Genomic DNA, 21,035 nt, shown 5'->3' on the forward strand with positions numbered 1-21,035 from the left:
GTGACCGAGACCGTGACGGCCGAAGCCGAGGGCACCTGGCGGCAGCTACTGGGGGCCAGACACCTCGGTGCTTCGACCGTGCTGGCCGGTGGCGTCCTGCTGTACGCCACCAACGAATTCATCACCATCAGTTTGCTGCCCAGCGCCGTCACCGACATCGGTGGCCATCGCTTGTACGCGTGGGTGACCACGGTGTACCTGGTGGCGTCGGTGGTCGCGGCGACGACGGTGCACTCGGTGCTGATGCGGATGGGCCCGCGTCGGGCGTATCTGCTCGGCCTCGCGGTGTTCTGCGCAGGAAGCCTGGGATGTGCCCTGGCGCCCAGCATGCCGCTGCTGCTCGCGAGCCGCACGGTGCAGGGTTTCGCAGGCGGGTTGCTGGCCGGGCTGGGCTACGCCGTCATCAACACCGCCCTGCCGAAGAGCTTGTGGACCAAGGCTTCCGCGCTGGTTTCGGCGATGTGGGGAGTGGGCACGGTGATCGGCCCGGCTGCCGGTGGATTGTTCGCGCAGTGGGGCCTGTGGCGGTGGGCGTTCGGGGTGCTCGCAGCGCTGACCGCGGCGATGGCGGTGCTGGTGCCGTTCGCACTTCCTGGCAGGGACCGGGCCGAATCGCGACCGCCGGTGCCGGGGATCCCGGTGTGGTCGCTGGTGCTGCTGGGTGCGGCGGCGATGGCGGTCAGCGTGGCCGGTGTCCCGCACGACCCGCGGGCCACCGTGGCGATGCTGATGGTCGGTCTCGCCCTGGTCGGCTGCTTCCTGGTGGTCGATCGGCGCGTCGCCTCGAGTGTGTTGCCGCCCAGCGCTTTCGGTCCCGGCCCGCTCAAATGGATCTACCTGACCCTGGGTGTGCTGATGGCCGCCACGATGGTCGACACCTATGTGCCGTTGTTCGCCCAACGGCTGGCTCACCTCACGCCGGTTGTGGCGGGCTTTTTCGGGGCGGTGCTCTCGGTCGGCTGGACCGTCGGCGAGCTCGTCAGCGCGTCCGTCCGCAACGAGCGGGTGTTGGTGCGGACGGTCGCGTTGGCACCGATCGTGGTGGCGGTGGGCCTGGCGTCGGCCGCCGCGCTGGTCCGCAGCGGAATGGCACCAGCCCTGGTGGCAGGGTGGGCCGCGGCACTGCTGCTCGCCGGCATCGGCATCGGCAGTGCCTGGCCACATTTGTCGGCTTGGGCGATGAGCAGTGTGGACGACCCGGCGGAAGGGCCGGCCGCAGCGGCGGCCATCAACACCGTGCAGCTGATCTGTGGGGCGTTCGGTGCCGGGCTCACCGGTGTCGTGGTCAACCTGGCCGACGGCAGCGACGTGTTCGCCGCGAGGTGCCTCTTCATCAGTCTCGCGGCCGTGGCCGCCGTGGGCGCGGTGGCGTCGGTGCGCGCCGGGCGCCGCTGACGCCTACTCCGCGTCGGTGTCGAACTGGTGGACGGCGGTCACGCCGTCGATACCGGCCAGCACGGTCGGTGCTGCGAGGATCCCGCTGCCCGACAGCGTCAGCATCACCCCGCACTGACCGGCCCCGCCGGGCGGACCCTGCGGGGCGTCGGCGGCCAGATCCGTCAGCTGCCATTGCCTGCGCTCGCAGGCCTGGAGCAGTTCGTGCATCACACCGCGCCCGTCGGCATAGGTGACATGCATGCGGATCGACCCGCCCAGGCGCGCCGTGAGCCGTCTGACCACGGGCATGAAGCCCAGCACGATCAGGAAGTGCATCGCCGTCACCGTGCAGGCAAGCAGGAAAAGCCCGGCGCCTGCGGCCATTCCGATCGCCGCGGACTCCCATACCGCGGCGGCGGTGGTCAGGCCGTGTACCGAGCCGCGTCGGACGATGATGATGCCGGCACCGAGAAAGCCTATGCCGGAGACGATCTGGGCCGCCACCCGTGATGGGTCGACCTCGACCAGACCCGTCGACAGCACGTCGCTGAAGCCGTACTTGCTGACCAGCAGGATCAGCGCGGCCGCAGTACCGACAATGGTTTGGGTGCGCAGCCCGGCGGCTTTGCCCTGGACTTCGCGTTCCAACCCGATCAACGCCGTCAGCCCGAACGCGACGAACAGTTCGGCGATCTGACGCGAACCTTGCCCCGCGCCGCCGAAGAACGCCGGGTCGGCCAGCCAGAGATCCATGTCGATCAAGTTAGCGCGCGCACGATGACTTTTGGCGGCAGCTGAGGTCTGTTTTCACATAGGCCGACAACTGACGAGGAGCACATTCATGTCTGCACAACCCGTTGCCTATCCTGACGTCGCCACCCGGCAGGAGTGGCTCCAGGCGCGCACAAAGCTGCTGGCCCGCGAACGCGAGGTGACCCATCTGCGCGATGCCGTCAACGCCGAGCGCCGGCGGCTGCCGATGGTGCCGGTCACCGAGAACTACGTGTTCGAGGGTCCCGACGGCGAGGTAACCCTGCTGGACATGTTCGAGGGGCGCAGCCAGCTCTATATTCACCACTTCATGTGGATCGACGCGGTCGACGCCGGCTGCCCGAGTTGCACCGCCGCGGCGGATCTGACGTTCACCGATGAGGACCGAAAGCTGTTGCACGGCAAGGATGTCACGTTCGCATGTGTGTCGCGGGCACCGTATGCGAGCATCGCCGCCTACCGCGATCAGCACGGCTGGACGTTCCCGTGGTACTCGTCGCGCGACGGCGATTTCACCTACGACTATCACGTGACGCTCGACCCGTCGCGCGCCCCGATCGAGTACAACTACAAGTCGCTCGACGAGTTGCACGCCGACGGCTTCTCAGATGCCGACCTGCGCGGCGACTGGCCCGGTGCCAGCGTTTTCCTGCGCCGCGGCGACGACGTGTTCCACACGTACTCGGCGTATGCGCGCGGTCTGGATCATTCCGCGGTGGGCTATCCGTTCCTGGATCTGACGCCGTACGGCCGCCAGGAACCGTGGGAGGACTCGCCCGCCGGGTGGCCCCAGGGCGGCCCGGCGGTGGGCAGGCCGGTAGGGGCGGACGAGGGTTAGCGATCATCAAGATCGAAACGGTGGGCGGGCGGGGCTGCGGCTGGCACTGTGATGGGCAGTGCGGGTGTGGCTGAGTGGCTAGGCACCGGCCTGCAAAGCCGTTAACGCGGGTTCGAATCCCGTCACTCGCTCGCATGCGTCAGGGGAGGTCGGGCGGTATCTCGACGATCATCGAGGTGCCGCCCGACCACCCTGATGTCGACTCTCGTCGCCCAACCGGGGTGGGTCTCGGTACGGGTTCTACTACCCTTTCGAGTCACGGCTAGGGTCGCGTGGTGTGACGAGATCGTTGGAGCGGCCGTGGGATGAGCGGTCGGCGGACATACCGGCCGATGTCCGGGTGCGCGGCGCCCGCGAGCACAACCTCAAGAACGTCGATGTCGACGTTCCGCGGGACGCCCTGGTGGTGTTCACCGGTGTGTCCGGGTCGGGTAAGTCATCACTGGCATTCGGCACGTTGTTCGCCGAGTCGCAGCGCCGCTATCTGGAATCGGTGGCTCCGTACGCACGTCGTCTGATCGACCAGGTGGGTGTTCCCGACGTCGACTCCATCGAGGGCATGCCGCCCGCGGTGGCCCTGCAGCAAAACCGAGGGGCGGGCAGCGCGCGGTCGTCGGTGGGCAGCGTGACGACGCTGTCGAGCCTGGTCCGCATGCTCTACTCGCGTGCCGGGCACTATCCGGCCGACCAGCCCATGCTGTTCGCGGAGGATTTCTCGCCGAACACCGTGCCGGGTGCGTGCCCGACTTGTCACGGCATCGGCCGGGTGTACGAGGTGCCCGAGGAACTCATGGTGCCCGATCCGTCGCTGACCATCCGCGACCGGGCCATCGCGGCGTGGCCTGCGGCATGGCACGGGCAGAACCTGCGCGACATCCTGGTGTCCCTGGGTTACGACGTCGACACGCCGTGGAAAGACCTGCCGAAGAAGGATCGGGACTGGATCCTCTACACCGACGAACGGCCGACCGTGCCGGTGTACGCGGGGTTCACCCCGGCGCAGACGCGGCGGGCTGTGGCCATGGAGATGGAGCCCAGCTACCAGGGCACCTTCACCGGCGCCCGGCGCTACGTCCTGGACACCTTCGCCAACACCAAGAGCGCGCAGATGAAGAAGCGCGTTTCCCAGTTCGTCCGTGGCGCGGTCTGTTCGACGTGTGACGGCAAGCTGATCAAGCCCGAGGCGTTGTCGGTCACGTTCGAGGGATTCGACATCGCGGAGCTGTCCGGCCTGACCCTGAATCGGCTCGCCGAGCTGTTGGAACCCGTGGCGGCCGGCACACCGACGCATCACGCGGATTCCGATCTCGCCGTCGAAAAGCGTGCCGCCGCTGGACGTTTGGCGGCCGAGTTGCTGGAGCGGCTGCACCCGATCATGGATCTGGGGCTGGGCTACCTGTCGCTGGACCGCAGCACCCCGACGTTGTCGTCGGGGGAACTGCAGCGGCTGCGCCTGGCCACGCAGCTGTCGTCCCAGCTGTTCGGCGTGGTGTACGTGCTCGACGAACCATCGGCCGGGCTGCACCCGCGCGACCGGGACGCGCTGCTGGGGATCTTGCAGGGGCTGAAGCGACGCGGTAACAGCGTCTTCCTCGTCGAGCATTCGCTCGACATCATCGGCGCCGCGGACTGGTTGGTCGACATCGGACCCGGCGCAGGCGAGCGCGGCGGCCAGATCCTCTACAGCGGCCCGCCGGAAGGTCTGCGGCAGGTAGATGAATCCTCCACGCGCCGTTACCTTTTCGGTTTGACCAAGCCGGTGGCGCGCACCCCGCGCGAGCCTGGCGGCTGGCTGCGGCTGGAACATGTGAGCCGCAACAACCTTCACGACGTGGCGGTGTCGTTCCCGCTGAAATGTCTGACCGCCGTCACCGGAATATCCGGCGCCGGAAAATCGAGCCTGGTGAGTCAGGCGCTGCCGACGCTGGTCGCCGAGTACCTGGGCGCCCCCGTGACGGGTGCGACCGACGAAACGTCCGACGACGACGATCTGCTGCTGGCAGGCGATTCCGCGCCGGTCGACGGCAAGATCGTCGGCGACATCGGCGGCTTGCGGCGCGTGGTGAGCATCGACCAAAAGCCCATCGGCCGCACACCGCGGTCCAACGTCGCCACCTACACCGGCATGTTCGACCACATCCGCCGCCGCTTCGCCGAGACACCGGAATCGCGCAGCCGCGGTTACAAGGCCGGGCGGTTCTCCTTCAACGTCGCGTCGGGGCGGTGCCCGACCTGTGAGGGTGAGGGGTGGGTGATGGTCGAGTTGCTGTTCCTTCCCAGCGTCTACACCCCCTGCTCGGACTGCGACGGAACGCGCTACAAGGCAAGCACTTTGGAGATCACCTGGCGTGATCGCAACATCGCCGAGATCCTCGATATGGGTGTCGAGCAGGCACGCGACTTCTTCGAGGGAGAAGCCGAGATCCTGCGCTCCCTGACGGTGCTCTGTGATGTCGGGCTGGGCTATCTGCGGCTGGGGCAGCCCGCGACCGAGCTGTCCGGCGGCGAGGCCCAACGTGTCAAGCTCGCCACCGAACTGCAACGGGCACACCGCGGCGACGCGCTCTACCTGCTCGACGAACCGTCCGCGGGTTTGCATCCCGCCGACACCGACCGGCTGATGGTGCACTTGCAGAAGCTGGTGGATGCAGGCAACACGGTGGTCGTCGTCGAACTCGACATGCGTGTCGTCGCACAGGCCGACTACGTCATCGACCTCGGGCCGGGTGCCGGAGGCGACGGCGGTCGTGTGGTCGCCACCGGGACGCCGGCACAGGCGTCGACCCACGCCGACAGTGCCAGTGCCTCCTACCTCGCCGAGGCACTGAAGCTGGCGGCGAGCCCGTCCTGATGCCCCTGCCGCAGCTCGCCGACATCCTCACGACTCTGGACCTCACCGAATCCGGCGACGACATGTTCATCGCCGAGCAGATCGACAATGCCGACCATCACATCATCGGTGGTCACATCGCGGCGCAAGCGCTGATGGCGGCCAGTCGCACCGCGGCGGGCCGGCTGCCGCACAGCGTGCATGTCTATCTCCTGCGGGCCGGCGATGCCCGCCACCCGGTGCAGATGAGGGTTTCGCGGCTGCGCGACGGGGGCGCGTTGTCGACGCGGCAGGTCACCGCGCACCAGGACGGGGAAATCCTGCTGGAGGCACTGGCCTCGTTCAGCGCACCTGTCGACAGCGCCGAGTATCAGCAGTCCTTGCCGGAGGTTCCGGACCCGGAATCGCTGCCCGCCGTTGAGGATCAGCTGCGCGCGTATGCCGATGAGTTCGGCGGATTCTGGGTGCTGCCGCAAGCCATCGAGCGGCGCTACGTCGACGCGCCGCCCAGGTTGGCGATGGATCTGCCCTCGCCTCCCGCGCGAACCCGAATGTGGTGGCGCCCAGCCGAATCGGTGTCCGACGATCCGATCCTCAACAGCTGCCTGCTCACCTATGTCTCGGGCACCACGATGCTGGAAGCGGCGATGACGATGCGGCGGACCTCCCAGCTCAGATCGTTCTCGGCGCTCATCGATCACGCCGTCTGGTTCCAGCGGCCGGCCGACCTGTCCGATTGGGTGCTCTCCGATCAGGTGTCGCCCAGCGGAATTCACGGGCGCGGGCTCGCCAGTGCGACGATGTACAACCGCGCGGGCCAACTCGTCTGCACTGCCACCCAGGAGTTGTACTTCGGTCGCGACCGGGCGCGCTAGCGTCGTCAAAGCCCTTGGCGGCTAATTACTTTGGTCACCGAACGTGAGCTGCGTCATGAAATGCGGCCTGCCGGGCGTTGGCGACGTCGGTGCGACGCGCGTAGCGTGGGTCACGGTTGGTGTCAATTCGGCGGCCGCTGCGGTTAACATCAGTCCCGGTAGACGTCACCGGGCGGAGAACGCCGGTTGTTTTGCCGGTTGTGCGTACGGGTGTCGTGAATCGTGCCCGTGCCCAGTCGGCACCGGGTTACTGTCGCGGATGGCGTTGCAACTGACACTGGGAGGGTATGGATGAGCGCCTATCGCACCGTGGTGGTCGGTACGGACGGATCTGATTCGTCGCTGCGTGCTGTGGACCGCGCCGGTCAGATCGCCGCCGGGTCGAACGCGAAGCTGATCGTGGCGACCGCGTACTTCCCCCAGAGCGAAGATCAGCGCGCCGCCGACGTGCTCAAGGACGAGGGCTACCAGATGGCGGGCAATGCCCCCATCTACGCCATCCTGCGTGAGGCGACCGAGCGTGCCAAGGCCGCCGGTGCCACCGACATCGAGGAGCGTCCGGTCGTCGGCGCCCCGGTGGACGCCCTGGTCGAGCTGGCCGAGGACGTCAAGGCAGACCTGCTCGTGGTCGGCAACGTGGGCCTGAGCACCATCGCCGGCCGGCTGCTCGGCTCGGTACCCGCGAACGTGGCACGCCGGTCCAAGACCGACGTGCTCATCGTCCACACCAGCTAGCGGCCTACCAGCCGCGCGCTCGCCACTCGGACAGGCTGGGCCGCTCGGCGCCCAGCGTGGTGTCGTCGCCGTGTCCGGGGTGGACGACCGTGTTGTCGTCGTAGACGTCGAAGACCTTGCTGGTCACATCGCCCAGCAGGGTTTCGAAATCGCCGGGTTGCCATGTCTTGCCGACCCCGCCCGGAAACAGGCAGTCGCCGGTGAACAGGTGTGTCACGCCGTCGGACGATTTCAGGGCCAGCGCGACCGAACCCGGGGTGTGTCCCCGCAGGTGGATCACGTCGAGCGTGAGGTCACCGATGGTGATGGTGTCCCCGTCGGCCAAGATGCGGTCGGGCTTCACCGGCAGGGCTTCGGCGTCGAGTTGATGCGCGGCGGTCGGGGCACCAGTGGCCTTCGCCACTGCTGACAGTGCCTGCACATGGTCGAAATGCTGGTGGCTGGTGACGATCAGATCCAGCTTGGGGGCGTTGGCCTTGATGAGTTCCAGCAGCGCGTCGGCGTCGTTGGCGGCGTCGATGAGCAGGGTGTCTCCGGTCTTCGTGCTGGTCACCAGGTAGGCGTTGTTGTCCATCGGGCCCACCGACGCCTTGACGATCGTCGCCCCGCCCGCGGTGCGCCGTGCGGCCGTGTGCGGCTCGACGTGGCCGGTGTAGGTGTCGCTGACGGTGATGCTGGGAGGAGTCACCCCATCACGGTATCGGGCTTGTCGGTGGTCGCACATAGCATGGGCGTGAAGTATGCCGTCTGAAAGGAAGCGCGTGGCTGACCGCCTGATCGTGAAGGGTGCCCGCGAGCACAACCTGCGAGGAGTGGACCTCGACCTGCCGCGTGACGCGCTGATCGTGTTCACGGGACTGTCCGGGTCGGGCAAGTCCTCGCTGGCGTTCGACACCATCTTTGCTGAGGGGCAGCGTCGCTACGTCGAATCGCTGTCGGCGTACGCGAGGCAGTTCCTCGGCCAGATGGACAAGCCCGATGTCGACTTCATCGAGGGCCTCTCGCCCGCGGTGTCCATCGACCAGAAGTCCACCAACCGCAACCCGCGGTCGACCGTCGGCACCATCACCGAGGTCTACGACTATCTGCGTCTGCTGTACGCCCGCGCGGGCACGCCGCACTGCCCGGTCTGTGGTGAGCGCATCGCCCGGCAGACCCCGCAGCAGATCGTCGACCAGGTGCTGGCCATGGACGAGGGGCTGCGGTTCCAGGTGCTCGCCCCGGTGGTGCGCACGCGCAAGGGCGAGTTCGTCGACCTGTTCGACAAGCTCAACACCCAGGGTTACAGCCGCGTGCGGGTCGACGGTGTGGTGCATCCGCTGACCGATCCGCCGAAGCTCAAGAAGCAGGAGAAGCACGACATCGAGGTGGTGGTCGACCGGTTGACGGTCAAGGCCAGCGCCAAGCAGCGGCTCACCGACTCGGTGGAGACTGCGCTGAACCTCGCTGACGGCATCGTGGTGCTGGAGTTCGTCGACCGTGAGGACGACCATCCGCACCGCGAGCAGCGGTTCTCCGAGAAGCTGGCGTGTCCCAACGGGCATCCGCTGGCCGTCGACGATCTGGAACCCCGGTCGTTCTCGTTCAACTCGCCGTACGGTGCCTGCCCGGAGTGCACGGGCCTGGGCATCCGCAAAGAGGTCGACCCCGACCTCGTGGTGCCCGATCCCGAGCTGACCCTGGCCGAGGGTGCCGTCGCGCCGTGGGCGGTGGGGCAGTCTGCCGAGTACTTCACCCGCATGCTGTCGGGTCTGGGGGACCAGCTCGGCTTCGACATCGACACGCCGTGGAAGAAGCTTCCGGCCAAGGCGCGCAAGGCGATTCTGGAAGGCTCGGATCACCAGGTGCACGTCCGGTACAAGAACCGGTACGGGCGCACGCGGTCCTACTACGCCGACTTCGAAGGCGTCATGGCCTTCCTGCAGAGGCGCATGGAGCAGACCGACTCGGAGCAGATGAAGGAACGTTACGAGGGTTTCATGCGCGACATCCCGTGCCCGGAGTGCAACGGCACGCGGCTCAAGCCGGAGATCCTCGCGGTCACCCTGGCGGCGGGGGACTACGGTGCCAAGTCCATCGCTCAGGTCGCCGAGCTCTCCATCGCCGACTGCGCCGACTTCCTCAACGCGCTGACCCTGGGCCACCGCGAGCAGGCCATCGCCGGGCAGGTGCTCAAGGAGATCCAGTCTCGGCTGGGCTTCCTGCTCGATGTCGGTCTGGACTACCTGTCGCTGTCGCGGGCGGCGGCGACGCTGTCCGGCGGTGAGGCACAACGCATCCGGTTGGCCACCCAGATCGGCTCGGGTCTGGTCGGTGTGCTCTATGTCCTCGACGAGCCGTCCATCGGGCTGCATCAGCGTGACAACCGCAGGCTCATCGACACCCTGGTGCGCCTGCGCGATCTCGGCAACACGCTCATCGTCGTCGAGCACGACCTCGACACCATCGCGCATGCCGACTGGGTCGTCGACATCGGGCCGTTTGCCGGCGAGCACGGTGGCCGCATCGTGCACAGCGGCACCTACGACGAGTTGCTGCGTAACTCCGAATCACTCACCGGTGCTTACCTTTCCGGCAGGGAGAGCATCGAGGTGCCCGCGCTACGGCGGCCCACCGACAAGCGCCGTCAGATCACCGTGGTCGGGGCCAGGGAAAACAACCTCAAAGAGATCGACGTGGCCTTTCCGCTGGGCGTGCTGACCTCGGTGACGGGCGTGTCCGGGTCCGGCAAGTCGACTCTGGTCAACGACATCCTGGCCTCGGTGATGGCCAACAAGCTCAACGGCGCCCGGCAGGTGCCGGGCCGGCACACCCGGGTCAACGGGCTGGACCAGCTCGACAAGCTGGTGCGGGTCGACCAGTCGCCCATCGGCCGCACGCCGCGGTCCAACCCGGCGACCTACACCGGGGTGTTCGACAAGATCCGCTCGCTGTTCGCGGCCACCACCGAGGCGAAAGTCCGTGGTTACCAACCGGGCCGGTTCTCGTTCAACGTCAAGGGCGGCCGCTGCGAGGCCTGCTCGGGTGACGGCACCATCAAGATCGAGATGAACTTCCTGCCCGACGTGTACGTGCCGTGCGAGGTGTGCCACGGCGCCCGGTACAACCGGGAAACCCTCGAGGTGCACTACAAGGGCAAGACCATCTCGGAGGTGCTCGACATGTCCATCGAGGAGGCCACCGAGTTCTTCGAGCCGATCTCCTCGATCCACCGCTACCTCAAGACGCTGGTCGATGTCGGCCTGGGCTACGTGCGGCTGGGCCAGCCCGCGCCGACGCTCTCCGGCGGCGAGGCGCAGCGCGTCAAGCTGGCGGCCGAGCTGCAGAAGCGGTCCACCGGGCGCACGGTCTACATCCTCGACGAGCCCACCACGGGTCTGCATTTCGAGGACATCCGCAAGCTGCTCAAAGTGATCAACGGCCTTGTCGACAAAGGCAATACGGTCATCGTCATCGAGCACAACCTCGATGTCATCAAGACCTCCGACTGGATCGTCGACATGGGGCCCGAAGGCGGGGCCGGCGGCGGCACCGTCGTGGCATCCGGTACCCCCGAGGACGTGGCTGCCAACCCGGACAGCTACACGGGCCACTTCCTGACCGAACTGCTCGACGACGTGCCCGCAGCCAAACCCAAGCGTCGCAAGGTCAGCGCCTGACCGTCAGTTCATGGTGTGGTAGCTCTGGAACGCAAACCAATGCGGGCCAAGGCGTTTCACTGAGGCCATGACATAGTCGCCCGCGGCGTGGTGCACGGTCTGCGGCGCGCTGCCGTCGACGCTGTAGGCGAACCCGTCGGCGCCGTTCATGTCGTCGCGGCGGGAGAAGTCGACGAAGTTGTCCGTGCGGCGTGAGATGTCCTCGACGGTGTAGCCGCCGATGTGGTGGGGCTGGTGTCCGAAGGTCTCGTCGCTCTCGAATGCGGTCAGGGCCGCCTCGAACGATGGCTGCGCCACCCACCAATGCAGTTGCAGCGGAATGCTCGTGCACGCCAAAGCGATCCCCGCGACGATCAGGACCGGGCAGGCCAGCATCGCCACCCAGTCCCGGCGGGCGGCCCTGCGGCGCAGCGCTATACCGATGACACACCAGACGACGAACAACGGAACCAGCGCCAGGGCGGCGATATAGAACGCATCGGATGGTTCACCCGGAAAGCTCATACCGTAGAGCAGGCCGAGGACCGCACTTGCGGTCAGGACCAGCAGCACCCAGCTCGCGATGCGCATCAACGTGCCTTCGACAGCGGCGACGGAAAACGGGGCTTGATCCGCACGCCGGCGAGCCACTCGGTCAGGGCGTCGGCGCGGCGCTGCAACTGCCGGGTGCCGTCGCGGCCGATCTCGTCGAGAAGGTGCAGCTCGACCCGGCCGTCGGCGCCCTGACCCCAGCCGCCCACGACCCGGCCGTTCCACCATGCGGTGGGCCCGGCATTGCCGTTGCTGTCGAACACCTGGCTGCGGTGCCCGCCGAGATACCAGTCGCGGTCGAACCAGCCCATCGTGGTGACGTCGAGCCCGGGCAGCAGCGCGCCCCACGGTTCGGGCTCCGGCTCGACGTCGAGATCGTCGGGCAGCGCATAGCCTGCGATGCCGTCCAGATCGACCTCGACCGCGTCGATGTCCCGCAGCGCAGTGCGGGCCCAGGTCAAGGTGTTGCCGAACCACCACTTGATGTCGGTGAGGGTGGCAGGCCCGAATGTGCGCAGCCAGGTCCGGACCAGCTGCGCCCTGGCGAGCTCCGGATCGGCTGCGGCACCCGTGGTGCCGAGCCAGTCCGACATCGCCGCCCAACGTGGTCTCGACGTGGTCCAGGCCCCGTCGTTGGGCCCTCGGACGATGTCACCGCGTACCCCCAGGACTGTCAGAACTCTTGGTGCCAAAGGGGTTTCCCCGCCCCAACTCCGGTCCGGGGCAGGATCGTAACTGCCGTGCAGTGCCGGTAGCGCAGCGCGCAGTTGCGCCGCGGGCGTGGGTCCCTGCTCACGCAGGTGGCTCACCACCGCATCGCACGCGGTGTCCAGCCAGCGTGACCCGTCGGCGGCCACGCCGGCCTTCTGGGCATCGGCGATCAGCCGGCGCCGCTCGTTGTCGGCCACCCGGTCACTGGCCGCGGCCTGCACCGCCGGCAGGTCCTGGGTGCGGACAACCCACAGCGTGCGACGCATCGCGAGGTGTTTGACCACCGTGCGCTGCTGATACAGCTGCGCATCGAGATCGGTCACGGTGAAACCGGACAGCCGGGCCCACAGTGACAGGTAGGGCGTCGCCGGGTCAGTGGCGTGCAGGCCGACGAAATCGGCGGTGACAGCGGGCACCGAGGGGCCCGGCCGGCTCAGGAAGTGGCGTCGGGCCAGCCGCGCCCGCCGCTCGGCCGGCGTGAAGGTGCGCACCGGTCAGGAATCGCCGTGTTCGCGCATGGACTCCCGAATCTGTTGCAGGCGTTCGGCGGCCGCCTTCTGCCGGGCGTCGTACTGCTCCTCGACCGCGCGTCCATCGGGAGTCTCGGCGGCCAGTTCGGAAGCGCCGATCGCGGTGCCGTAGCGCGACTCGATCTTCTCCCGCACCGAATCGAACGTCGGCACCCCGTCGGCGGTGTACCCGGGCTCTTCGGGTGCAGAAGGCAAGGCTGGCTCGTCTGTCACCCACCCCACGTTACCTGCGACAACCGACATTTCTTGGGATCGGTAGCGGTGCCGCCCGCCAAGACTTGGGACACGACGGAGCCATGGGGGCGACGCGAAGGACGAAGGGAAGACGGCAATGACCGCAAAGACGATCAACCGGGTTATCGCAGGCGCCATGGGACTGGCCGCTGTCGGCGCGGTGGTGGTGGGCTGCTCGAGCGACAAGTCCACAGCCGCCGGTGCCAAGGTGAGCACAGGTGGAAACACCGCGGTCAAGGTGGACGGATCCGACCTGGCCGGCCTGGACCTCAACTCGGTGACCTGCGTGAAGCAGGCCGGCAAGATCACCGTGGCCAGCGGCGCCGTCGGCGGCCAGCAGGGGCTCGGTGTCGTGATGACCGACGAGGCCACCCCGAAGGTGCAGTCCCTGGGATTGGTGTACGACGGCAGCGCCCTGTCGGTCAGCGACAACATGGGCGTCAAGGTCGGCTCGGCCGATGTCAAGGTGGACGGCAGCACCTACACGATCAGCGGTGAGGCGTCGGGCGCCGACATGAAGAACCCGATGGCCGGGATGATCACCAAGCCGTTCACCATCACGGTGAGCTGCAGCTGACCCACCCCGACAGCGGCGGGCGTGTCCGCAGGTGCCGAGCAATCCACCCGGTACGCCCGCCGCGTTCCTATGATGCGGATGTGACGATCATCGGCGACCTGGAGCGCGCGCGTCACTTGGCCCTGGCCGCCGAAGAGGGCGCCGCCAAGGAGCTGCTGCTGTCGTTGATGCCGCAGATCGAGCAGGCCGACCGCGACGATTACGCGCTCGAGGTGTTCGCCCAACTCGGCGAGATTTATCTGGTGCGCACCGCGTACGACGGTGTGGTGGAAGGCATCCGGCGCATCCGGGAGTGCCTGGCCGTCCACACGGAGATTCGGGCGGGCGCCAGGCCCGAGGAGGCCGCCAAGGTCACCATGACGGATGCGGAGGTCGACCACATGATCTGCCGCTACACCCGCCGTGCCGAATTTCTCTCCGCGGGTCTGGCCGCCGCGCGCGGCGAGCACGACGACGCCGAGCGACACCTGGCAGCGCTGATCGCGGCGGGTGGGGAATTCGCCGAGCTCGACGCCGAGCACGCGCGCCTCATCTGTTACGCCCGCATCCTGCTCGCGACGGGTCTGTGCGACGACGACCTCTATGCCCGGTCGGAGCCGATGTGGGCCGAGGTACTCGACGTCGTGGACGGTCACCTCGACGGGGACGCCGAGGAGTCCGACCATCTGTTCGTCGCGGCCGCACTGGGTTACGGGCGGTTCTGTGTGGAATCCGGGCGGCTGGCCGAGGCCGAACCGTGGCTGCGCCGCGGTGGCGCCCGGGCCGAGGCCCGGGGTTGGCGGCTGGCCACCTCCCGCGCGCAACTGGAACGGGCCGCGGCGGCGTGGTCGGCCGGCGACATCGCCGAGACCCAGCGGCTGGTGCACGAGGCATACCCGGTGATCGCCGAGCATGCCCGGGCCCACGATGTGTCCCGAAGCTGGCTGTACTTCGGCCTGATCCGCTTGGCCGTCGGCGCGCTGCAGGAGGCCGACGAGTGCTGGTCACACGCCGAACGGCATTGGCGCGAGATCGAGAAACCGCTGCACATTCACCGGATCCTGTTGCAGCGCAGCTGGATCGCGATCTTCCGCGGCGACTTCGACGAGGCCCGCGAACGGGTCGCGCAGGCTCGGCAGATGCTGGATTCGGCGCCGCGGCACAGTTGGCTGCAGTACGCCCGGCTGGACTCCCACCTCGGAAACGTCTGGCGCGCCGACGCGCTCGCCGAGATGGGTTTCGACGGTTTCGGGCAGCCGGGTCGCAATTGGCATCAGGTCGAGTCCCGGCACGCCGAGGGCTTGGCTGTGGTCGACTGCGCCCCGGGCTCACCCGAATACACCCGGGCGATCGAAAAGCTGCAGCGTGCGGCCGATCTGAAGGTGCCTGCCGCGCTGGCGGTCGACTCCGTGCGCTACACCATTCCCGACGCCGGTGCCCGCATGCGGTGGGCCAGTTGTGTGTCGGCTCCGTTGCTGGCCGGTGCGTTCGCCGTGGCGTGGGAGTCCGACAATGTCGAACTGACCTGCGAGCTCGTCGAATATCACAGTGCGCGAGGTACTTTCACCGCTGAACCGCACGAGCAGCAGGTGAGTGACTGGACCGGTACCGCGACCGCCGCGGTGCCCGTCGAGGCCGAGCTGGCCCCGGAGCTCGCGATCGCGGCCGCCGCGCCTGCCGTCGGCGGTACGGGGCTGACCCGGCTCGGCCCGCTGCCGCCGCTGCGCATGGACCCGCAGACCGCTCCGATCATGAGCCGGTATCGAGACCTGGCGCGGGAGCGGTACGGCCGCGACGTCACCGCCGCAGGCGACGCATGGCAGACGTGGCCGTGACCGCGACACTGGTACTTCGCTTCGCCGACGTCGGCATCGCCACCTACGTCAGCCTGCGGGTGGTGGGGGAGCCGCGCCGGTCGGTCACGTGGGTGATCGAGGAACCGCAGCTGCAGGCCGCGTGTGATGCGCTGGACGCCGCGCTGCCCGATGCACGTCCCGGTGAGGCTGCCGGCGCCGCCATTGAACGAGCCTTGGCCACCGGCGCTTTCGCGTCGCCTGACACCGAACACGAACTCGCGGCCGCACTCGGTGAGCAGTTGATCGGGCCCGACGGCTGGCACCTGCTCGCCGAGAGCGTTGCCTCGCCGCGGCCGCACCTGTTCGTCACTCCGAGTCCCCGGTTGGGCCGCGTGCCGTGGGGGCAGCTCGTCATGCCCGGCCCCGACGGCTTCCGCCTGATCGAGCTCGTCGACGTCCTCATGGCGGTGCCGCCGAACATCGTGCACGCGCCGCGACGGCAGACCTGCTGGGACGATCACCGGAATGGTCCGGCGGTGCTGCTGCTCGACCCCCGCATCCCCGGACAGCGCCCGGGTTCGGCGCTGGGTTCGGTGCTCGGCAGGCCGTCCCCACAAACACCGCTGGCACGCCATTTCGCCGATCTGGTCGCCGCGCGTCGAGTGCTGCCCACCGTCGCCGAGCCCGCCGAGTTGTTCCGCCGCACCGACACCGACCGGCACTGGCTGGCGCAGGCGTGTGCTCGGGATCCGGCCCGGCTGCTCTACGTCGGGCATGCCAGTGCGGCCGAAGGCGATGCCGGTTACGCCGATCGAGCCGCGCTGCATCTCGCGGAGCCACATCCACTGACCGCCGCGGACGTGATGTCAGCCGGCCTGGTGATTCCTCCGCGGGTCGCGTTACTGGCGTGTGCGTCGGGTGGCGACTACCGCTTCGATGAGGCCACCGGTTTGGTGGCGGCGATGATCCTCGGTGGTGCCGAGCTGGTGACCGCGACGTTGTGGTCACTGCCGACCACCGCGGGATATCACCAGTTCTACAGTGGCACAAAAGATCCGGTCTTCGATCCGATGGCCGAGACGGTCGCGGCGGTCGACCTGGCCCACCGGGAGGATGTCGCGGGTAGCGCGGTGAACCGCTGGCAACGGTCGCAGTTGCGGCGCTGGCGCGACGGCGACCGTGCGGCCAGCCCACTGCATTGGGCGGCGCTGGCCAGCTTCACCGTCGGAGACGCCCGGTGAGTGCCTCAGCCGGGGGAGACGAACACTGCGATGGTGCTCTCGTCGCCCGGCCGGTAGTAGGCGTCGATCACGCTGCCCGGCGCGACCTTCGGCAGCGCCGCCGCCGGGATCAGTGCGGTCTGGATGGCCGGGAACTGGCCGCCGCCGGGTCTGCTCACCATGAGATCCAACTCGACCTCACGGAAGTCCTCGCGCGTCGTTCCCGTGGCACGCATACCCGTCACCACGCCGACCGCATGGGTGCCCGTGCGGATCAGGGCCAGCTGGCCGCCGGTGATCAGGCCCTTGCGCAGAAACATCTCGTCGAACGCGGCAACCAGTTCTTCGATGGTCATCAGGCGTTCGGTGGCTTCATCGTCCCCCGAGCAGGCCCGTCGGGTCCGGTGCGCGGTGGCGAGCACGACGCCTGCGGCGCCGCAGATCAGGGAGAACGCGGTGAGCGTCAGTGCATCGGTCATGCCGACAAGCGTCCGGCCGTCCGGCGGCTACCGAACCCAAGTTCGACAGCCGGCCCTATCCTGGTGCTGGTGAGCATCGGGTCGGACGCGACAGCGGCACGGACTGTGGTGGGTTCGGCGCAGCCGCGTCGCGCGGTGATCGAGCGGGCCTGGCGAAGCATCGGCGCGGGCGTCGAGGTGCTCAGTGGCGACGACGGCGGCCCGTTGCGCCGGACGGTCAAACGGATCATCGACCCACTCGTGCTGCGGTTGCGCAGCAACGCCCAGTTCTCGGCTCCGGTGCTTCAACCCGCGGTGGCCGCCGAGATGCACGACACCATCGCCGCCCATGCGCCGCAATTGCGGGCCGCGGCGGCGTGGTTCGTGATGCTCAAGGGGGAACGGCGGCGCCAGCGGATCACCTCGGGAAACGCGCAGGAGCTGTACTTCCCGGTATGTTTCGAGCTGGCGGTCACGCGCGGTACCCCCGGCGTCGAGGATCAGCAGACCGCGGCGAGCGTGCTCCGCGACATCCATCAGGGCCGCGACCGTACCGGAATCGAAACCCTCAACGCGCATCTCGAGGATCCGCAGGTGGTCGCCCGATTGACCCGGCAACTCGAGCGCAGCTGGCGCGACGTGCATCCGACCGGGGCGATGACCGGGCCGTTCTTCGCGGGTCTCGCGACCGTGCTCGGCCCGGCGGAGAGCCATCGCGCGGCGGCGGCCCGGCAGCGGGTGTGGTCGGCCCTGATCGCCGACGCCACCCCATACAATCTCGGCGCCACGGCACATACCCGGCCCGCCGAGTTGCCGTGGTCCATCGTCGAGGTCGGTCTGAGTTCTGTTTCCCCACAACAACTCCCGACAGTCGACGGGGTGACCGGCGGGGACCGCCCGCTGGACCGCACTGTCGCCGAACGGGTCCGGGCCACGCTACGCCGCGCCCTGGACCGCGACGAGCTGCCCGACGTCCCGTTGCTATGTGCCGAAGAGGTCGACCGGGCTTGCGCCCCATGGGGTCTGCTCGCCGAAGACAAGCAGGCGGTACTGCTGACCGGTATCGAGGTGGCCACCGAATTGCAGCCGCTCTCGGCGTCGGCGCCGGTGCGCTACGAGTTGTCGGCGCGTATCCAGTCCCGGCTCGCCAAGGAGGCCTACGTTCTGCACGCCCGCCGCTACCTGGCCGGCAGCGAGGCGATTCATCCCCGTCAGCAACAGGTCGTCGAGGATCTGGCGGGTTTCGCGCGGCCGTACCTGAGTCGGCTGTGGGCGCGATTGCACGGCCGGGATGTCTGGCAGGAATCCTGTGAGGACGTCGACGACGTCCGCGCCCTGCTGGAAGGGGTGGCGCGCTCGGTCAGCCTGGACCATCGTCAGCGGATCAAGGCGATGCTGGAAGTGCAGGTGGCCGGATGAAGCTGGACATCGAATCCGGTTTGTGGGGCACCGGGCGGCTGACCGAACCGGCCCCGCTGGTGGCGGTGCTCGAGGTCAGTGGGGCCGTGCTGTCGTGGGTGGTCGACGCCGCAGCCGACGCGCCCGTCATCACGTTCACCGATCCGCTTCGCGCCGACTGGCTTTGGCGCATCGTCGGTGAAGACGGCCACGTCGCGATCATCGAAGCACTGCGCGACGCCGCTGACGGTCCGGCGCGCACGATCGAACTGGCCGGGATTGCGGTGCTGCCCGGCTCGACGGATACGTTGCGGCGGTTGGCCTTCGGGCATTGGCTGCGGCGGTGGTGGCCGGCCAGCGACCGCGACGGCATCGCGGCTCTGGATCGGGCGGTGCTCGACGCCGAGCTCGCGGTGTCGACCGTGGCGGCCGAGGACTTCTTCACCGACGACACCCTGGATTCCGACGTCGAGGGCCTGCTGGATCCGCACGTGTCTGCTCTGAACATCCTTTCCGCACAAGGGGATCCCCGAGTGGTTGCCCTGGTGGACCGGTGTCGCGAGCTGGCCGAGGATATCGGCCTGGGCTGGGACGTCGCGGAGCCGACACGGCGTCGGTCCGACTATGCGCTGGCCGCCGGAACTGCCGACGGGCGGCGTGACGCTACGGTGATCGCCGGGGGAGTCTCGACGGTCAGCTGGACGGCGGTGCCGCCGGGCATTTTCGACGCTGCCGAGCAGACCGTCGACTGGACTGTCGTACCGGCCGGGTCATCGGTGAATTGCGTTGTGCAGGTGGCGGTGTGCGGTCCTGACCATCCTGCCGGTATTGCCGCGTCGCTCCGCTGCGGAGACTGCCGCGGCACCGGTGTGCTCGACGCCGACGGGTATGCGGCGCTGGCCGTGCTCGGCGCGGACGGCGGCGAGGTGCCGGAGTCGCAGGCGTGGAACCTGGACTGGTCGCCGGCCGAGGTGGCCATCGGTGCCACCGGCGCCGGTGAGCCGCAACATGTTCGGGATCGGGTGCGGGCCTTCGCCCGTAACCGGCTCGCCGCGGTCACTGCCGACGCGTACCTCGCCGAGGTACTCGCCGCCGAATCCGACTACTGACCCGCCGGAGTCACCGGGCGGCGGCCTGGATGTAGGTGGCCGAGCGCGGCGTCGACGGCAGCCCGACGGTGGGGACCTGCGGCGTCCCGATGACCCCGGCCAGCCACGGCAGCGATGCGGTGAACGCGTTGGAGGCGAACGGCCAGTCGTGGGTCCCGGGCTGGCTGACGACCGCGCAGGGGATCCCGTGCGCCGAACCCAGCGCACAGAGCGCATCGGCGGCCTTGGCCTGGTCGCTGACCTTGGCGACCCTGGTGGTCGACGGCGCGTTGTTCACGTCGAACCAGCCGGCCAGACCCCGGTATTGGCCGTGCCGGTTGATGACCGTGGCGGGGTCGAACGCATCCCACGCCGCCTTGTTCCCGCCGAACAGCCGGTCGATGGTCTGCGCCTTGTTGCCCGAGTTGGGCCCGATGTCACCGGCGATGTCGACGAACGCGCTGAACAGTTCGGGGTGCATGACCGACACGTCGACGGCGCACGTGCCGCCCATCGACCAGCCCACCACACCCCAGTTGGCCGCCAGCGGGCTGACCCTGTAGTGGGCATTCATGTAGGGGATCACGTCTTTGGTCAGGTGGTCGGCGGAGTTGCCGCGCGGCCCGTTGACGCATTCGGTGTCGTTGTTGAAGGCGCCGCCCGGGTCGACGAACACCAGCACCGGTGCGTAGCCGTGGTGTGCGCGGGCGAATTCGTCCAAGGTCTTCACCACATTGCCTGCGCGCATCCAGTCCGCCGGGGTGTTGAACTCGCCGCCGATCATCATCACGGTCGGCAGCTTCGGCGCCGGGTTGCTCATGAACCAGGCGGGCGGCAGGTAGACGTATTCGCCGCGGTGCTTGAAGCCCGAGGCGGTATTGCCGGTGTCCACCGGCACCACCGTGCCGCGCAGCGGGACGGTCCCTTCGCGCTGCATCGCGGCGACCGTCACCTCGTCGGTCTGGTCGGGCAGCGGACCCGCCGTCATCTGATTCCATGCCGTCTGCACCCAGGGGAAGTAGCCGACCCACAGGTTCAGCGCCAGGGCCGCGCACAGCAAGCTCATCGGGACCGCAAGCGTCGACACACCGCGCCGCCACCAGCGGCTGCCGCGCCACCCGGCCAGCAGCACCACCACGGCCGCGCCGGTGACCGCCACCCACACCCACAACGACCTGGGCGCAGGGTTGCTCCGATCGGAAATACCTTCGCTCTGGATGTACCAGTACGTGCCGAGGGCCAGCACGCCGCCGACCCCTGCGGCCGCCGGCAACCAGATCGACCACCACCGTCGGCTGCGCAAGCCGAGCGCCGTGATCAGCACGATTCCAGTCACGACCTGCACTGTTATCGGGACCCAGCCGTGCATCAACGACAGATGATGGGTGAAGGTCACCAGCCAATCCTGATCAAAGATCCTTGCGATTG

18 protein-coding genes and 1 tRNA gene are annotated in these 21,035 nt (G+C 68.3%); 12 read left to right on the forward strand and 7 right to left on the reverse strand.

The window, feature by feature from the left end; translation table 11 throughout:
* Positions 1–1,395, forward strand: a complete 1,395-nt coding sequence (locus tag BTO20_RS14430) for an MFS transporter (protein WP_087076892.1) — start codon at positions 1–3, stop codon at positions 1,393–1,395.
* A 3-nt stretch (positions 1,396–1,398) separates the two neighbouring features.
* Here the strand turns inward: BTO20_RS14430 and BTO20_RS14435 are convergent, their stop codons facing one another.
* Complete coding sequence (locus tag BTO20_RS14435) at positions 1,399–2,130, reverse strand: MgtC/SapB family protein (protein WP_087076894.1); 732 nt, start codon at positions 2,128–2,130, stop codon at positions 1,399–1,401.
* Between the two features lie 88 nt (positions 2,131–2,218).
* Here BTO20_RS14435 and BTO20_RS14440 point away from each other — a divergent pair, with 88 nt between their 5' ends.
* The 5 genes from BTO20_RS14440 (at position 2,219) to BTO20_RS14460 (ending at position 7,426) form a co-directional block, all read left to right on the forward strand.
* Positions 2,219–2,986 carry a DUF899 domain-containing protein gene (locus BTO20_RS14440; protein WP_087076896.1) on the forward strand — a complete coding sequence of 256 codons (768 nt, stop codon included), beginning with the start codon at positions 2,219–2,221 and terminating at the stop codon, positions 2,984–2,986.
* Positions 2,987–3,046: 60 nt separating this feature from the next.
* Positions 3,047–3,117, forward strand: a tRNA-Cys gene (locus tag BTO20_RS14445).
* Between the two features lie 146 nt (positions 3,118–3,263).
* A complete protein-coding gene (locus BTO20_RS14450) occupies positions 3,264–5,837 on the forward strand; it encodes an excinuclease ABC subunit UvrA (protein ID WP_232491138.1) in 2,574 nt (857 codons plus the stop codon).
* Positions 5,837–6,691 carry an acyl-CoA thioesterase gene (locus BTO20_RS14455; protein WP_087076900.1) on the forward strand — a complete coding sequence of 285 codons (855 nt, stop codon included), beginning with the start codon at positions 5,837–5,839 and terminating at the stop codon, positions 6,689–6,691. The genes BTO20_RS14450 and BTO20_RS14455 overlap by 1 nt, the downstream gene beginning before the upstream one ends.
* Before the next feature lie 291 nt (positions 6,692–6,982).
* Positions 6,983–7,426 carry a universal stress protein gene (locus BTO20_RS14460; protein ID WP_029368284.1) on the forward strand — a complete coding sequence of 148 codons (444 nt, stop codon included), beginning with the start codon at positions 6,983–6,985 and terminating at the stop codon, positions 7,424–7,426.
* A 4-nt stretch (positions 7,427–7,430) separates the two neighbouring features.
* Here the strand turns inward: BTO20_RS14460 and BTO20_RS14465 are convergent, their stop codons facing one another.
* Positions 7,431–8,114, reverse strand: a complete 684-nt coding sequence (locus BTO20_RS14465; RefSeq protein WP_408632171.1) for an MBL fold metallo-hydrolase — start codon at positions 8,112–8,114, stop codon at positions 7,431–7,433.
* A gap of 73 nt (positions 8,115–8,187) precedes the next feature.
* Here BTO20_RS14465 and uvrA point away from each other — a divergent pair, with 73 nt between their 5' ends.
* On the forward strand, positions 8,188–11,085 hold the full coding sequence (gene uvrA / locus BTO20_RS14470; RefSeq protein ID WP_087076904.1) for an excinuclease ABC subunit UvrA: 2,898 nt from the start codon (positions 8,188–8,190) through the stop codon (positions 11,083–11,085).
* Between the two features lie 3 nt (positions 11,086–11,088).
* Here uvrA and BTO20_RS14475 read toward each other — a convergent pair whose 3' ends face one another.
* Genes BTO20_RS14475 through BTO20_RS14485 form a run of 3 tightly spaced genes read right to left on the reverse strand, consistent with a single transcriptional unit; the run spans position 11,089 to position 13,100 of the window.
* A complete protein-coding gene (locus BTO20_RS14475; RefSeq protein WP_087076906.1) occupies positions 11,089–11,655 on the reverse strand; it encodes a hypothetical protein in 567 nt (188 codons plus the stop codon).
* Complete coding sequence (locus BTO20_RS14480) at positions 11,655–12,818, reverse strand: winged helix DNA-binding domain-containing protein (protein ID WP_087076908.1); 1,164 nt, start codon at positions 12,816–12,818, stop codon at positions 11,655–11,657. Before BTO20_RS14480 ends, BTO20_RS14475 begins: the two co-directional genes overlap by 1 nt.
* A 3-nt stretch (positions 12,819–12,821) precedes the next feature.
* Complete coding sequence (locus tag BTO20_RS14485) at positions 12,822–13,100, reverse strand: hypothetical protein (protein ID WP_087076910.1); 279 nt, start codon at positions 13,098–13,100, stop codon at positions 12,822–12,824.
* Between the two features lie 103 nt (positions 13,101–13,203).
* Here BTO20_RS14485 and BTO20_RS14490 point away from each other — a divergent pair, with 103 nt between their 5' ends.
* The 3 genes from BTO20_RS14490 (at position 13,204) to BTO20_RS14500 (ending at position 16,684) form a co-directional block, all read left to right on the forward strand.
* On the forward strand, positions 13,204–13,668 hold the full coding sequence (locus BTO20_RS14490) for a lipoprotein LpqH (RefSeq protein ID WP_198344516.1): 465 nt from the start codon (positions 13,204–13,206) through the stop codon (positions 13,666–13,668).
* 80 nt (positions 13,669–13,748) lie between these two features.
* The gene (locus BTO20_RS14495; RefSeq protein WP_087076912.1) at positions 13,749–15,482 is read left to right on the forward strand and encodes a tetratricopeptide repeat protein; all 1,734 of its coding nucleotides are present in this window, start codon (positions 13,749–13,751) and stop codon (positions 15,480–15,482) included.
* A complete protein-coding gene (locus BTO20_RS14500; protein WP_087076914.1) occupies positions 15,464–16,684 on the forward strand; it encodes a CHAT domain-containing protein in 1,221 nt (406 codons plus the stop codon). Before BTO20_RS14495 ends, BTO20_RS14500 begins: the two co-directional genes overlap by 19 nt.
* Positions 16,685–16,689: 5 nt before the next feature.
* Here BTO20_RS14500 and BTO20_RS14505 read toward each other — a convergent pair whose 3' ends face one another.
* A complete protein-coding gene (locus tag BTO20_RS14505; RefSeq protein ID WP_087076916.1) occupies positions 16,690–17,142 on the reverse strand; it encodes a hypothetical protein in 453 nt (150 codons plus the stop codon).
* 69 nt (positions 17,143–17,211) lie between these two features.
* On the opposite strand from BTO20_RS14505, the gene BTO20_RS14510 reads away from it, so the two are divergent.
* Complete coding sequence (locus BTO20_RS14510) at positions 17,212–18,540, forward strand: hypothetical protein (RefSeq protein WP_408632172.1); 1,329 nt, start codon at positions 17,212–17,214, stop codon at positions 18,538–18,540.
* Complete coding sequence (locus BTO20_RS14515) at positions 18,537–19,628, forward strand: hypothetical protein (protein ID WP_087076917.1); 1,092 nt, start codon at positions 18,537–18,539, stop codon at positions 19,626–19,628. Before BTO20_RS14510 ends, BTO20_RS14515 begins: the two co-directional genes overlap by 4 nt.
* A gap of 10 nt (positions 19,629–19,638) precedes the next feature.
* Here the strand turns inward: BTO20_RS14515 and BTO20_RS14520 are convergent, their stop codons facing one another.
* The gene (locus BTO20_RS14520; protein ID WP_232491228.1) at positions 19,639–20,976 is read right to left on the reverse strand and encodes an alpha/beta hydrolase; all 1,338 of its coding nucleotides are present in this window, start codon (positions 20,974–20,976) and stop codon (positions 19,639–19,641) included.
* Between the last annotated feature and the right edge of the window lie 59 nt (positions 20,977–21,035).

It is taken from the genome of Mycobacterium dioxanotrophicus (genome assembly GCF_002157835.1).
GTDB classification, from domain to species: Bacteria; Actinomycetota; Actinomycetes; order Mycobacteriales; family Mycobacteriaceae; genus Mycobacterium; species Mycobacterium dioxanotrophicus.

Coding starts and splice junctions, on each gene's coding strand:
- BTO20_RS14435 (WP_087076894.1), bottom strand. CDS start 2,130: ATGGATCTCTGGCTGGCCGACCCGGCGTTCTTCGGCGGCGCGGGGCAA.
- BTO20_RS14440 (WP_087076896.1), top strand. CDS start 2,219: ATGTCTGCACAACCCGTTGCCTATCCTGACGTCGCCACCCGGCAGGAG.
- BTO20_RS14455 (WP_087076900.1), top strand. CDS start 5,837: ATGCCCCTGCCGCAGCTCGCCGACATCCTCACGACTCTGGACCTCACC.
- BTO20_RS14460 (WP_029368284.1), top strand. CDS start 6,983: ATGAGCGCCTATCGCACCGTGGTGGTCGGTACGGACGGATCTGATTCG.
- BTO20_RS14475 (WP_087076906.1), bottom strand. CDS start 11,655: ATGCGCATCGCGAGCTGGGTGCTGCTGGTCCTGACCGCAAGTGCGGTC.
- BTO20_RS14485 (WP_087076910.1), bottom strand. CDS start 13,100: ATGTCGGTTGTCGCAGGTAACGTGGGGTGGGTGACAGACGAGCCAGCC.
- BTO20_RS14500 (WP_087076914.1), top strand. CDS start 15,464: ATGGCAGACGTGGCCGTGACCGCGACACTGGTACTTCGCTTCGCCGAC.
- BTO20_RS14505 (WP_087076916.1), bottom strand. CDS start 17,142: ATGACCGATGCACTGACGCTCACCGCGTTCTCCCTGATCTGCGGCGCC.
- BTO20_RS14515 (WP_087076917.1), top strand. CDS start 18,537: ATGAAGCTGGACATCGAATCCGGTTTGTGGGGCACCGGGCGGCTGACC.
- BTO20_RS14520 (WP_232491228.1), bottom strand. CDS start 20,976: ATGCACGGCTGGGTCCCGATAACAGTGCAGGTCGTGACTGGAATCGTG.